10 protein-coding genes are annotated in these 13,953 nt (G+C 71.9%); all 10 read left to right on the forward strand.

Going from position 1 to position 13,953, the window contains the following annotated elements; translation table 11 throughout:
* The first annotated feature begins 409 nt into the window (after window positions 1-409).
* The 10 genes from AW271_RS20535 (at window position 410) to AW271_RS20580 (ending at window position 13,772) form a co-directional block, all read left to right on the forward strand.
* Window positions 410-1,336: a conjugal transfer protein gene (locus AW271_RS20535; protein WP_245653129.1), complete on the forward strand. Its 927-nt coding sequence runs from the start codon at window positions 410-412 to the stop codon at window positions 1,334-1,336.
* Window positions 1,337-1,413: 77 nt separating this feature from the next.
* Complete coding sequence (locus AW271_RS20540; protein ID WP_232320587.1) at window positions 1,414-1,677, forward strand: hypothetical protein; 264 nt, start codon at window positions 1,414-1,416, stop codon at window positions 1,675-1,677.
* A 30-nt stretch (window positions 1,678-1,707) separates the two neighbouring features.
* Window positions 1,708-4,239: a TcpE family conjugal transfer membrane protein gene (locus AW271_RS20545; RefSeq protein ID WP_169806368.1), complete on the forward strand. Its 2,532-nt coding sequence runs from the start codon at window positions 1,708-1,710 to the stop codon at window positions 4,237-4,239.
* A complete protein-coding gene (locus AW271_RS20550; protein WP_062338996.1) occupies window positions 4,232-6,706 on the forward strand; it encodes an ATP-binding protein in 2,475 nt (824 codons plus the stop codon). The genes AW271_RS20545 and AW271_RS20550 overlap by 8 nt, the downstream gene beginning before the upstream one ends.
* On the forward strand, window positions 6,703-8,985 hold the full coding sequence (locus AW271_RS20555) for a type IV secretion system protein (protein ID WP_062338997.1): 2,283 nt from the start codon (window positions 6,703-6,705) through the stop codon (window positions 8,983-8,985). Before AW271_RS20550 ends, AW271_RS20555 begins: the two co-directional genes overlap by 4 nt.
* Before the next feature lie 2 nt (window positions 8,986-8,987).
* Complete coding sequence (locus tag AW271_RS20560) at window positions 8,988-9,620, forward strand: hypothetical protein (RefSeq protein ID WP_245653130.1); 633 nt, start codon at window positions 8,988-8,990, stop codon at window positions 9,618-9,620.
* Entirely contained in the window at window positions 9,617-10,693 is a 1,077-nt protein-coding gene (locus AW271_RS20565) for a bifunctional lytic transglycosylase/C40 family peptidase (protein ID WP_245653131.1), read from the forward strand. Before AW271_RS20560 ends, AW271_RS20565 begins: the two co-directional genes overlap by 4 nt.
* Window positions 10,694-10,699: 6 nt before the next feature.
* Window positions 10,700-11,092: a (deoxy)nucleoside triphosphate pyrophosphohydrolase gene (locus AW271_RS20570; RefSeq protein WP_062338999.1), complete on the forward strand. Its 393-nt coding sequence runs from the start codon at window positions 10,700-10,702 to the stop codon at window positions 11,090-11,092.
* 55 nt (window positions 11,093-11,147) lie between these two features.
* On the forward strand, window positions 11,148-12,716 hold the full coding sequence (locus AW271_RS20575; protein WP_157554421.1) for a hypothetical protein: 1,569 nt from the start codon (window positions 11,148-11,150) through the stop codon (window positions 12,714-12,716).
* Window positions 12,717-12,821: 105 nt separating this feature from the next.
* Window positions 12,822-13,772 (forward strand): hypothetical protein, encoded by a 951-nt coding sequence (locus tag AW271_RS20580; RefSeq protein ID WP_062339001.1) that lies wholly within the window; start codon window positions 12,822-12,824, stop codon window positions 13,770-13,772.
* Window positions 13,773-13,953: the final 181 nt, after the last annotated feature.

Here is a 13,953-nt window from a genome sequence, read left to right on the forward strand (position 1 = left end):
CTAAGATGATCACGCGGCGGATTCTCTCCACTACGAGTGCGGGATGCCGGACTGAGTGTCAGAGCCGTTTGGTTACCTCCTGATGGCTCGCGGGTTACATTTTGCCACGGTGGCCTGCGCAAACGTCGTTATGTAGTCATCCATGCCGGTACGGGCACTCTCGGTGTCATGCACACTCGGTTTGGCCGGTTACGGCGATGCCTGCAGCATGGGCGTGGCTTTCCTGGAACAATTGGCGAGGCCGCTAAGGTGATTACTTCAACATGGATAACCGGATCGAGAGTAAGACGACACCGCGCCAGCCGGGGGGATCGGCGCGAGCGGAGGCGTGATGGCTCGCAGGTCAACCGTCCAGCAGGATCCTCGGATCGCTGGCGACCCAGAGTCATACCCTCCTACGGATCCGCCGTTGCCTGAGCGGGAGCCGATGCGGCGCAGGGGATGGAGCGGCGGCGGGGGCCGCTGGCTCGTCTGGACCGGCCGGGCCGTGCTCTGGGCGCTCATCGTGGTGATCGTCGTCAACGGGGTCAGGGCGCCGTTCGAGCGTTTCACGTCGAATCAGGGCGCCACCGGCGCACCGTCCGCACCGGCCGATTCCGGTTTCCCGGTGCAGCAGGGCGCGGCGTTCGCGAATCAGTTCGCCGCCGTTTATCTGAATTTCGACGCCACGAATCCAGAACAGCGCGACACCCGGCTCACCGATTTTCTCGCCGACGGCGTCGAAAGGCGATTCGGCTGGAATGGGTTCGGCCGCATGGCGGCCGGCGCCATTCAATTCCATTCGATCGAGGTCACCGACGCGAACAACGCGCGGGTGCAGGTCAGTTTCCAGTCGGGCGCGCGGCGCTGGCTGCTGTCGGTGCCGATCTACCAGGCCGACGGCCGGTTCGTCGTGTCCGGGCTGCCCGCCCTGCTGCCCTCCGGGGGCGCGGCCGGGTTGCCGGCCATCGCGGGCCCCGACCGCGACGCCAACCTCGAAGACCAGCTGCGCCAGACGCTCGAAGGCTTCTTCCGGGCCTACGCCTCCGGCAACGCCGCCGAGCTGAAGCTCTACGCCGCCGACGGGGCGACGATCGAGGGCCTCGGCGGGCAGTTCACCTTGGCCCAGCTCAACAGCGTGGTCGCGCCGCTCGGCGGGGAGACGGGCCGCGATGTCACCGTGTCGGTCACCTGGTCCATCACGGCGGCCGACGCCGCCGCGGTGCCGACCGCCGACCCAGCCGATCCGGCCGCGCAGCCCGCGCTGCTGGAGCAGGCCTACCAGCTCACCATGGAGAAGCAGGGCGACAAGTGGCTCGTCCGGCAGGTCCAGGGCGCGAGCCGGTCCGTGGGGTAGCGCATGAACGACCACGAAGTCGCTGATCCACACCCCCGGGAGGGCGAGAATTGATTCTCCAAACGATTGTCGAGACCGTGACCGCGCTCGCGCCGTCCCCCGCGCCGGGGACCGGCACCGGGCTCAACACCGAAGGCCTGGCCGAGTTCCTGCGCCGTTTCTTCGCGCCGTTGTTCTTGGTGATCGTGTCGGTCGTGGCGCTGTTCTTCCTCTTCACCAGGGAGATCACGCGGTTCGTCCAGTTCATCATCCTGGCGATCGCCATCGGTGTGATCTTCTATGTGCCGAACATCATCGAGGTGACGGCCAAGGCGATCGCGGGGGCGCTCGGCATCCAGTGACCTTGGCACGTTGCGGAGAGGAGGATTCGGGTGGATCTGCCTACATACACCAATATCTGGCGAATTGAGAAGCGGCTTTACAAGCTTTACGATCTCCGGCTGCCCATGCCGCTGCCCATCGTCTGGATCGGTGTCTTCGTCGGCGTCTCCGCCTTCTGGTGGGTCCTCCTCCAAGTGGTCGGTTTGCCCTTCGACGCGCCCTGGCATGTGATCTATCTGGTTCCGCCCGGGATCGTTACATGGTTGTCGACGCGTCCCGTGATCGAGGGCAAACGCCTGACCGAACTGCTCCAGTCGCAGACCCGCTACTTCTCCGAGCCCAAGACGTGGTGCCGCCTCGCGCCCTCGGGCGAGCCCGACGTGATCGACTTCCAGGCCAAGGTCTGGCGGGCGAGCACCGAGCGGGTCCGGGTCAAGAAGCCCAAGCGCGCCCCCGAGCCCCAGCGCGCGACCGTCCGCCCGGCGGTGGCCGCCGCCGCCGCGGCCGCCGCGCCGGTGGTCGAGGAGATCCCGGTACGCGTGAAGCCCCCGCTGACCACCACGGCCACGGCCCACGCGGCTCCCGAACCCGTCCGCCGGTTGATCGGCCACCCGGACGACAAGCAGACGGCCCTTCCCGAGGGCCGCCGCCCGGCGACGTTCGGCCAGCCCCCGCGCCTGATCCGCCCGGTGGGAGAACCCCCGGCCGACCCGGCGAAGGACCGCTCCCGCCCCCTCGCCGCCACCCCCCTCCGCCCGGCCCTCCTCGCCCACCCCTCCGACCAGCCCACGACCCCCGAAGCCCCCGAGTCCCCGACCCGCCCGCTCCGCCGGCCCGAGCCCCAGGTGGGCGAGACGCCTCCGCGCCCGCTTCAGCGGCCCGAGACCCCGGAGCGCGAGACGCGCCCACTCAGGCGGCCCGAGACCCCCGCGCGCGGGGAGACCGGGTCCCGGTCGCAGGGTCTCACCGTGCCGATGCGCCTGGTTCCCGGCGGCCCGGCCCGGCCGGGAGACGCCGGCGTGCCCACGCCCGCCGAGACCGGCCCCAAGCGGCAGGACTCCGACGTGGCCGCGCACACGGCGGCCGAAGCCCCGGCCCGTCCGGCGGAAGGCGGCGCCAAGCCGCAGACGCCCGAGGTGCCCGAGGTACCCGCCAAGCATCGGGCCGAGGAGTCTGCCCGCGCGCCGCGGGTCTCCGACGTGCCCGTGTGGCCGGTTCCCGACCACGAGGCACAGCCCGCTTCTGGTTCCGGGGCAGAGGGCGGGCCGACACCGCCTGCCGAAGTTCCCGCGCCCTCGCCCGCAGAGGCCGATGCCCCGGTTTCGCCGCAGTTCTCGTGGTCGCCGGTGGCCGAGGCCGAGCCTGTCGCAGCCGCCGGGCCTGACTCCGCCGAATCGGGCGCTGCCCAGTCCGTACAGGAAGAGGGCACGGCGCGGGTGGCCCGCCACTCCGGGGGTGAGGTCGCCGACGAGGAGTCCGCTTCGGCTCACGTGGGCAGGCATGCCGCGGCCGTGCCTCCCGCACGGGTGGAGCCGGAGCCCGCCGACGAGCCGGCCGAGGAGATCTCGTCGCCGCCGATACGGCCCGATGCGTTGCGGAGACTGCGGAGGCTGGCGGCGTCCGCCGACTCCGCCGTCGAGCCCGAGGCGCCCGCGCCCGCGGTCGACTGGCAGAAGGAGCGGCTCCGCAAGGGGCAGCCGCCGGCGCCGTTCATCCCGGCGGAGCGGGGGTCGGAGGCCACGTGGCGGCGGGTGTCGCAGGTCGTCGCCGGGTCCGACGGCGACAACGACGAAGACCGTGCCCGCACGACCATCAGCGGCAGCCGCCGCATCGTCGTGCTGGGCTGCACCGGCGGGGCGGGGCAGACGACGACCACGCTGCTCCTGGGGCACTCGCTGGCCCGCCTCAGGGAGGACGGGGTCGTCGTGGTCGACGCCAACTCCGGGGGCGACGGGCTCACCGGGCGCATCACGCCCGAGACGCCCGAGACGCTCAGCTCGTTCCTGACGGCGGTCGACGGCGTCGGCACCCGCGTGCGCGACTACACGACCCGGACCGACTCCGGGCTCGACGTGCTCGCCGCCGACGTCGACCCCGGGGCCGAGCAGCGTATCGGCGATCGGGGCTGGTTCTCTGACCAGCGCATTGCCCGGGCGATGCGGCTGCTCGACCAGCAGTACCGGATCATCCTGATGGACCCGGCCGCCGCGCTCGCGGCGCGGCTGCTGCCCTACGCCGACCAGCTCGTGCTGGTCGCGCCGGCCAGCGCCGACGCCCCCGACTCGGTCGCCATGACCTACGACTGGCTCGACGGGCACGGCTGCGCCGATCTGCGGCGCAGGGCCGTCGTGGTCATCAACGGCGTGTCGCGAAGGAGCATGGCCGATGTCGAGCGGGCCGAGACGGTCGCGCGCGGAAGGTGCAGGGCGATCGTGAGGGTCCCATGGGAAGACGAGCTGGCCGAACCCGGACAAGTCGACCTCGATGACCTTCGCAGCGGCGGCCGCAGGGCGTACGTTGCCCTTGCCGGGGTTGTCGCGAGCGGATTGACCACGGCGAGAGGGGAGAGCTTCGTTGGCTAGGGCGTCGCGGGCGCGCAGTCGCCTGGCGGTCCGGTACTTCGACGACCGGATCCTCCTCACCGACTCCGCTGCCTGGGCCTACTTCCGGTTGCCCACGGTCAGCTACGAGTTCATCACTCCCGAGGAGCGCGAGGCGCTCGCGAACAACATCACGATCGCGCTGGCCGCGATCCGGATGACCGACGCCGAGGTGCACCTGCGGGTGGCCCACCGCACCTACCCGGCGGCCGAGTGGGCGATGGCCCTCAACGCCACCTCCGACGAGGGGCCGGGCTGGCGCGACTACCTCGAGGAGATGTACCGCCACGTCTGGGCCAAGGACTTCTGGTCCAAGGAGGTCTACCTCGGGGTGCGGCTCGGGCCGCGCGGCGCGCAACTCGGCGAGGGCGTGCTGGCGCAGCTGTTCGGCTTCTACCAGAAGACCGAGAAGAACCTCGGGCTCGACGACGACCACGTGCCGGAGAAGGAGGTCGCGAAGTGGACCGACGCGGCCGAGCGGCTCGGCCGCGCGCTCGCCTCCGGTTCGCTGTACGCGCGGCACGCCACCTCCGTCGAGGTCGCCTGGTTGTTCCAGCACGCCGCGACCGGCGCGCTCGGCGACCCGCCGGCGTCGGCGTCGAAGCGGCGCAAGTGGGGGCGCGGCGAGATCGAGGCCCTCGTCGAGGGGCAGATCCACAACGGCCGGTCGCTGCTGCGGATCGAGCAGCCCGGCGGCGACTCCTACGTCGCCCACCTGTCGTTCGCCCGGTTCCCCGACCTGATGCCGTTCCCCGACGGCGAGCCCTGGATGCACTTCGGCGACCAGCTCCCGTTCCCGGTCGAGATCTCCTCCCGGATGCGGCTCATCCCGCCCGTACGCGCCTCCCGCGACGTCGCCAGGAAGCTGGCCCACGCGCGCGACATGGACATCCACATCCGCGAGGCGGGCGCCGAGGCGCCGCTGGCGCTGGCCGAGCAGATCGACGCCGCCCGCATGCTCGAACACGGCATCACGAAGGAGCGCCTGCCGTTCGTCTACGGCTGGCACCGCATGAGCGTGAGCGCGCCGACCGAGGAGATGTGCGTCCAGCGGGTCGAGGCGGTCATCGAGCACTACCGCGACATGGGCATCGACGTCGTCAACTCGACCGGCGACCAGTTCTCGTTGTTCTGCGAGGCGCTGCCGGGCGAGAAGGTCAGGGTGAACGCCTACGCCCAGCGGCAGCCGCTGCGCACCATCGCGGGCGGCATGGCGACCGCCACGGTCGACCTGGGCGACCGGGCCGACGAGGCGGGGTGGCTGGGGCCGTACATCGGGGAGACGCTGGGGCGGGCACGCTCCATCGTGCACTTCGACCCGCTGGTGGCGGCGACCAAGAACCGGCCGACGGCCATCGCGATCACCGGTGAGCCCGGCGGCGGCAAGACCACGCTGGCGCTGCTGCTCATCTACCAGATGGCGCTGCGCGGGGTCACCGTCGCGGTCATCGACCCGAAGGGCGACGCCGAGTCGCTGGTGCAGCTGCTGCGGCGGCGCGGACGGCAGGCCCGCACGATCCCCCTCGGGTCGGCCGCGCCGGGGCTGCTCGACCCGTTCTCGTTCGGCGACGACCTGGCCGCCAAGAAGACGATGGCCACCGAGACGCTGCGGCTGCTGCTGCCGCGCATGTCGGAGGAGCGCGAGTCGGCCATGGTGCAGGCCGTCGCGGCCGTCGCCAACGAGCCCGACCCCTCGCTCGGGAAGGTGATCGACCACCTCGACCGGTCGGAGGACGCCGCGTCCAAGAACCTGGGCGCCGTGTTGCGGTCGATGTCTGAAATGCACCTTGCCCGGCTGTGCTTCGACCCCTCCGGCGGCGACCAGATCGACACCGAGGGCTGGACCACCGTGTTCACCCTGGGCGGTCTCACGCTGCCCGACGCGGCGACCGGGCGCGACGACTACTCCTACGAGCAGCGGCTGTCGGTCGCCCTGCTCTACCTGGTCTCGCAGTTCGCCCGGCGGCTGATGAACGGGCTCGACAGACGTACCCCCAAAGCGATCTTCCTCGACGAGGCGTGGGCGATCACGTCCACGCCCGAGGGCGCCAAGCTGGTGCCCGAGGTGTCCCGCATGGGACGGTCGCGCAACACCGCACTCGTGCTGGTGTCCCAGAACGCGGGTGACCTGCTGAACGAGCAGGTCACCAACTGCCTTTCCTCGGTGTTCGCCTTCCGCTCGACCGAACGGGTCGAGGTGGAGCACGTACTGGAGCTCCTGGGAGTCGATCCGAACGAGGAACACAAGGGCGTGCTGCGCTCGCTGCGCAACGGCGAGTGCGTCTTCCGCGACCTCGACGGTCGGGCGGGCCGGATCGGCGTCGACCTGATCTCCGAGGAGCTGCTGCGCTGGCTCGACACCAATCCGACGCACGCCAAGCCGGATGAGGTCGAGCAGGACAAGGTGGGTTCGGGTCGTTCGGGGGTCGCGCGGGAGGTGCGCTCGTGAAACGCAGGGTCGCCCTGCTCATGCTGGTGTTCGTCACGTTCTTCGTGGCGTCGCCGGTCATCGTCGGGTCGTCGGTGGCACACGCCGACGGGATCTGTGACATGTCCGCCGCCCTCGCGCCGGAGGTGGTGGGCTCGGGCGTCGACGGGCTCGTCAAACCCCCGCCGCCCGATGTGGGCGACACCGGCGCCGCCGCCGGCGCCGGTCTCGGAGCGGGCGCCGGTACGTCGGTCAAGGCGCCCGAAGTGGCCCCGATGACCAACTACGAGACCTACGGCATGTCGGGCCAGTTCTGGCACACCTACGAGCTCGGCTGCTCCGACGTCGCGGCCGTCATCGGCAACGCCTGGGCCAACGCGATCTTCTCGTGGGCCAAGGCGGTCGACCGGCTGACCATCACGACGTACGAGGCCGCCGCGACCGAAGGTCCGCTGCTGCCCATCAAGAACGTCGTCGACGACATCGTCACCAACCTGGCCGACGCGATGTACTGGCCGTTCCTGCGGCCGATCGTGATCATCGCGGCGATCTGGCTGGCCTGGTACGGCCTGCTCCGCAAACGCGCCACCACGACCGCCGAGGCGGTCATCTGGATGGTCGTCGCGGTCACGGTCGCGACCTGGTTCTTCAGCCGTCCGCAAGACCTGACCGGCGTCGGCAAGACCATCACCGACAAGACGACCGAGATCGTCAACTCGGCCTTCGCCGGCCTGCCCGGCGCGGGCGGCGCGTCCTGCCTGCCGCCCCCCGCGACCACCCCGGCCGCCGCCGACGCCGCCACTCCGGCCACCCCGGCGGCCGCCCCGCCGGTCACCGGCGGCGGCTACGGGCAGCCGGGCACGCCGGGCGTGGCGCAGAACGCCGACGCGCTCTGGTCGACCCTGGTCTGCAAGCCGTGGCTGATGGGCATGTTCGGCACCGCCGACGCGGGCTCGCCGATCGTGACGCAGTTCGGCGAGAAGGCCCTTTCGCTGCAGGCCCTCACCCAGGCCGAGCAGGCGGCCCGGCAGTCGCCCGGCGGCGACGCCCACCAGCGGGCCTGGGAGGAGCAGATCGCCGAGCCGCTGCGCGCCAGCCCGTCGTTCTACCTGCTCCAGGGCAAAGACTGGACCAGCCGTCTCGGCGTGGCGATCGGGGCGTTCATCGCGGCCATGGTCGCCGGGTTGCTGATCTTCCTGGTGGCGGTCTCGCTGCTGGTGCTGAAGGTCGGCTTCCTGTTGTTGCTGATCATGGGGCCGATCTTCCTGCTGATCGGCGTCCATCCCGGCACCGGGCGCATCATCGCGATGCGCTGGGTGGAGATGCTCGTCGGCACGCTGCTGAGACAGGCCGTGCTCGCCCTCGTGCTGGGCGTGCTGGTCTACGGCTACGCCCTGATCATCTCCACGCCGCTGCCGTGGGGCATGCAGATCATGTTCATGGCGCTGCTGACGCTGGCGGTGTTCTTCTACCGCAGGCCGTTCCAGCACCTGTTCTCCTCGCTCAGCGGCTCCACCTTCACCACCCGCGTGCTCGGCGAGGCCGCCACGGCCCCGACGCTGCAGCGGGCCGCCGGGGCGCTGCCGCCGGTCGCCGCGGCCCGGGTGGGCCGCTGGGGGCTGCGCAAGGCCGAGCCGATGCTCAACGCCGCCGTCGCCGGCGCGTCCGGTGGCGCGGCCGGAGCCGCGCAGACGGCCGCCGGGGTCGCCCAGGGCAAGGTCCGGGGCGAGGAACGGGTCGGTGTGCGCGCCAACGGCCAGCCCGCGCCGCTGGAGAACCCGGAGCAGGCGGCCCGGCGCAAGACCGGGGTGCCCGCGCCCCGGACCGGCGCGGCCCCGCCGCTCAACCTGAGCCGTCCGCCGGCCACGACCCGCCCGCCCGCGCCCGCACCGGCCGCTCCCGCCCGCGCCTCGTCGGGCGGTGGAGGCGGTGGCGGAGGCGGCGGTGGCGGCGGCTGGTTCAGCGGCCGTTCGGGCGGCTGGGCCTCGCGGCCCTCGGCGTCTCGCGGATCGGGGGGCGGCATCCTCGGCGGCGGGTTCTTCGGCGGCGGCGGACGGTCGTCGTCGGGTTCGTCGTCGCGCCGGTCGGCGTCGCCTCCGCAGCGGCCCCGCCCCGAGCCGACCCGCGCGCCCCGGGCCGAGTCGTCCCGGCCGGCCGAGCGGCCCGGCCGCTCGTCCGACGCGCCGCCGTTGTGGTTGCCGGGCCGGTCCGACAGCGGTCGCGGTGGCAGTGGCGGCAGCGGGGGTGGCAGCGGTGACGGCGCCGCGCCGTTCTGGCTGCGGCCCCGCGACAAGGACTGATCATGAACGACGGCCGGAGGAAGGGCCTGTTCGTCGCGGCCGTGGTCGTGCTGGCGGTGCTCGGGATCTACTTAACGACGCTGGGCGACGGCAGCGGCGAGGTCGGCACGGCCGATCCCGCCGCACCGGGAGCCACGCGCACGGTCACCGCGCCGCCGGTGGCCGTGCCGAGCCAGGTGGCGACCACGCCGTCGGCCGACTTCGACGTCTACTCCTACCTGCCGCTGTCGCGCGACCAGCTCGGCGCGGCGGCCGACCTGGCCCGCCGGTTCACCGCCGCGTACGGCACCTACAGCCACGACGACGCCGTGGGCCGGGCCGACCGGCTCAAGGCGTTCACCACGGTCGAGTTCGGCGACGACCTCACCCGTACGGTCACCTCCCCGGCCGCCGTCGAGCACGACACGGCCGACCAGATCGTGTCGAAGGGGACGGCTCGCCTGAAGTCGATCCGCGACATGTCGGCCAACTCGGTCGTCGTGGTCGTCGAGGGCACCGCCGAGATCACCGCGCTGAGCGGGGCCAAGGAGCAGATCGAGGACTACGCGGTCACCGTCGTCCAGGTCGGCGCCGACTGGCGGGTCTACGACCTGCAGCTGGCCGGCAGCGGCCAGGACGGGGACGTCACCCCGTGACCACGACCCGGCTCGCGAACTGGAAGTGGCTGGCCGGGCTGCTGGCGGTCATCGTGCCGCTGACCATGTTCGGCGCGATCGTGCTGATGACGCCGCTGCCCAACATCATGATGGGCGGCGGCTCGGCGGCCTGCGAGGTCGACACCTCCGACCTGTCGGAGACCGCGCAGGAGGACATCCCGCCGGAGATGCTGGAGCTCTACAAGCGGCACGGCGAGGCGATCGGCGTGCAGTGGAACGTGCTGGCCGCCGTCGGCAAACGCGAGACCGACCACGGCCGGTCGGAACTGCCCGGCGTGCAGAGCGGCACCAACTACGCGGGCGCGGCCGGGCCGATGCAGTTCCTCATCAGCACGTGGGGCGGCAAGGCGCGCATCCCGATCCCGTCGGAGTTCAACGGCTACGCCTCCGACGGCGACGACGACGGCGTCGCCGACGTCTACAACCCCGCCGACGCCATCCTGGGCGCCGCCAAGATGCTCAAGCGCAACGGCGCGCCCGACGACCTGCGCAAGGCCCTGTTCGTCTACAACCGCGCCAACTGGTACGTCGACCAGGTGCTGGAGATCGCCGCCAAGTACGCCCAGTCGGGCTCGGTCGACGTGCCGCCGGAGGCCAACCCGGCCTGTGAGGTGGCCTACGACGCGCCGAACGCGGTGGTCGACAAGATCCTCGACTACGCCCTCGCGCAGCGCGGCAAACCCTATGTCTGGGGCGGCACCGGGCCCGACGGCTACGACTGCTCGGGGATCATCTACATGGCGTACCGGAACGCGGGCCTGAACATCCCCCGCACCACCTTCGGGCAGTGGCCGTTCGGGGTGCGCATCGACGCGGGCGAGGAGCAGGCGGGGGACCTGGTGTTCTTCAACTCCGGTCCCGGCACGTCGGCCGACAACCCCGGCCACGTGGGCATGATCGTGTCGCCGGGCAAGATGGTCGAGGCGCGCTGCACGCTCTGCGGGCCTATCAAGGTGACCACCTACCGCGACCGCGGGGCCATCGTCGGGTTCACGCGCCCGCTGCAGAATCCCGATGTGCTGGAGCAGCTGAAGCGTCAGGCCCTAACCTAGGCAGGCATGACACAGGTCGTCGTAGGGGCCGCGATCATCGCGGACGGCCGTCTGCTGAGCGCTCAGCGGGCCGAACCGCCGGAACTGCGCGGCGGGTGGGAGTTTCCCGGCGGGAAGGTCGATCCGGGGGAGAGCGACCTCGACGCGCTCGTGCGCGAGTGCGAGGAGGAGCTCGGGGTCACGGTCGAGCCGGGCAAGAAGGTCGGCGGCGACTGGCCGCTCAGCAACGGCTACGTGTTGCGGATCTGGCTCTCGACCATCGTGTGCGGGCGCACGCCGGAGGCGCGGGAACACCTCGCCCTGCAGTGGCTGGAGCCGTTCGAGTTCGAGTCGGTGCCGTGGTTGCCCGCCGATCTGCCGATCGTCCGGGAGGTCCAAGATCTGCTCAAGGAGGGTTGAGTCCCCCCTCTTCGTGCCATAACGATTACTGAGAGTAATCGGGGGAGGGATTCTGGTGGTCGCTGGACGTGTGGTGTCCCTGGTCGGGGCCGGAATCCTGGCGCTGTCGGCCACACCGGCCGTGGCCTCGGAGGATCCCGGGCGGTGGATGAGAACGGGCGACGTCTGGCGGTTCCGCCTGGCGGCCCCCTGTGGTCACGCGGCGTGTTCGACGCCCGATGAGTCGACCGCGCCGGGGTGGCGCTGCCCGGTCCAAACGAGCCCCGTCCAGACGAGCCCCGACCAGACCATGACGGGCCCGGGCCTGTTCGTGGAGGCGCCGGCCGCGATGCGGCTGAACCTCGACACGGCCGAGCTGGCCCGCCGGGTGGCCGTCGTGTGCGCCCGCCTGAGCGCGCTGCCGCCCGGGAAGCTGAGCGCGCTCGCGTCGACGGGCGAACTGGCCGACGGCGTGACCCAGTCGGCCGAGTCGGCCGCCGTGGTCGACGCCGAGGCCCGCGCCCTGGCGGGGCAGTTCGCCGAGGAGGCCGCCCGGGTGACCGCCCAGAGCCACTCCGTCTCCCTGGCGGAGAGCCAGGCGTTCGAGAGCATGGTCGCGCCGCCGATGCAGCCCTTCGAGGGGTACGCCTCCCCGGCGGAGGCGCCGGTCTACGTTCCGGCCGACCCCTCGATCCGCGAGACCGCGTCGCGGCCCCGCACCCGGCAGGCCGAGGGCCGGCACCGGCCGAAGGCCCGGGACGCCGAAGCCCATGGACGCCAGAAGGCCCGCGGCGAGAAGCGGAACCGGCCCCGGGTCCGCGAGGCCGAGATGCAGAGCCGGCCCGAGATGCACGGCGGGTTCGAGCAGGGCCCGCCTCAGATGGGTGGCGGCTTCGAGCAGGGCCCGCCTCAGATGGGTGGCGGCTTCGAGCAGGGCCCGCCTCAGATGGGTGGCGGCTTCGAGCAGGGTCCGCCCGAGATGCGCGGGCGCGGCGAGCAGGGTCCGCCGCAGCTTCCCGGTGGGATGGAGCACGGGCCGAAGGGGCCGCAGCTGGTCGAGCCCATGGCGCAGCCGCAGGCCATGCCGGGCGTTCCGATGCCCGAGATGCCCGGTGGTGTCAACCCTGGTCAGAGCCCGCTCGTCGACGGTGCGCCGGGCCCGCAGCCGAACCTGCCCCCGGCGCCTCCGTCCGGTCAGGAGGTCCAGGTCGCCCCTGGTCAGGTGGCGATCGGTGAACCGCAGGCCCCGGGTGCTCCGGGCGTGCAGGCGGAGGTGCCGCAGCCGATGCCGAACGCGGCGCCCGCGCCCATGCCGGGCGACCTGATGCAGGAGCCGTTGTCAGGAGCGTTGTCGAATCTGCCGCCGCTGCCGCAGCTGCCGCCGGGCGGGCCGCTGCCGCCCGGGATGGTCGAGGGGGGCACGCCCCCGGAGCTGCTCATGCCGATGGCGACGCCCACGCCGAGCGGTCCGCCGCTGACCCGGTCGCTGAACAACACGCAGGCGATCGCGCAGGAGGACTCGGCGTTGGAGCTCGTCAAGGGCTGGCCCGGCGTGGTGGCCGCGATCGCGGCCCTGATCGCGGTGCTGGCGCTGCAGATGCGGCTCGGACGGCGCAAGGTCGTTTCCGACCCGCAATCAAAGTGAGGTTTGCCGTTACTTTGCCGGACTAGTATTTGTTTGACGTACGGAGTCAGGCAAAAGCGGCGGAGGAACCCGGTGGTCGGTCGAGCGCCCAGGAGAGCCGCGGCGGTGCTCGCCGCGGTGGTCGGTTCGCTCGGCGTCGCCGTGATGGTGGCCGCCGGCGCGAGCGCGGCCAACCCGGTCGATCCCTGCGATGTGAACCAGTCGTGCGACACGGTGACCACGACGGTGACCATGACGCCGTCGCCGACCCCGTCGGAGGCCGTGGTCACCGTCACCCAGACGGTCACCCCGACGCCGACGAAGAAGCCGACGACCCCGTCGGCGCAGCAGACGCAGGAGCAGGAGCCGACGCAGCAGCAGCCGGTCCCGACGGTGACGCAGGAGCAGCCGGTCGCGCCGCCCACCAACGACGTCCCGCCGCCGACGAACGAGACGGCGCCGACCGAGCCCAGCGAGCCGGAGCCCGGCGTCACCCTGGCCCCGGCCGACCCGCCGGCGAGCACCCCGCCGTCCACGGGCATGAACCAGCCGGTGCCCGAGGCGGCCCAGGTGGAGATCCGCAACGCGACGCCCTACTTCGACGAGGTCACGCTCAGCCGCAAACTGGCCGTCCCGGCCGCGGTGCTGGTGCTGCTGGCGCTGCTCGCCTGGCTGATCTTCGAGGGCCGGCTGCGCCGCCTGGCCCACGCGGCGGCGGTCCGCAGGGCGGGTCCGCAGATGCCGCCGAACATGGCGATGATGCCCTACCCGGGTTACCCGATGCAGCCCTACGGCCCCCAGCCCTACGCGCACCCCTATGCGCAACCGCCCTACGCGCAGCCCTACCCGCCGCAGCAGCCGCCGCCGCAGCAGGTCGTCAACTACGTGCCGGTGCCCTATCCGATGCCGTTCCCGACGCCGGCCGCGCCGCCGCAGGACTACACGCAGCCCTACGTCTACCAGCAGCAGCCCCCGTCGACGCCGCCGCCGGCGCCCGCGCCGCCGTCGCCGACCTACGCCAAGGGTTACGTCCTCGAGAGCTCCAACCACCCGCCGGACGACGACCTGAAGCGCTGAGCCGGATCAGAAAACAGCCCTCCGATCGGAGGGCTGTTTTTTTGTGCGCAGGATGCGTGGACGTGCAACACGCGGCTTCAAAGCGCGCAAGAAAGCGAGAGCGTTACGAAACTATTTCGCAGGGCTCTTGTGGAACGGGGCACGGGCGACCTACTGTCACCTCACCCTCAGGTGTTCACCC

Origin of the sequence: Herbidospora sakaeratensis, from assembly GCF_001570525.1 — a bacterium.
Classification (GTDB): Bacteria; Actinomycetota; Actinomycetes; order Streptosporangiales; family Streptosporangiaceae; genus Herbidospora; species Herbidospora sakaeratensis.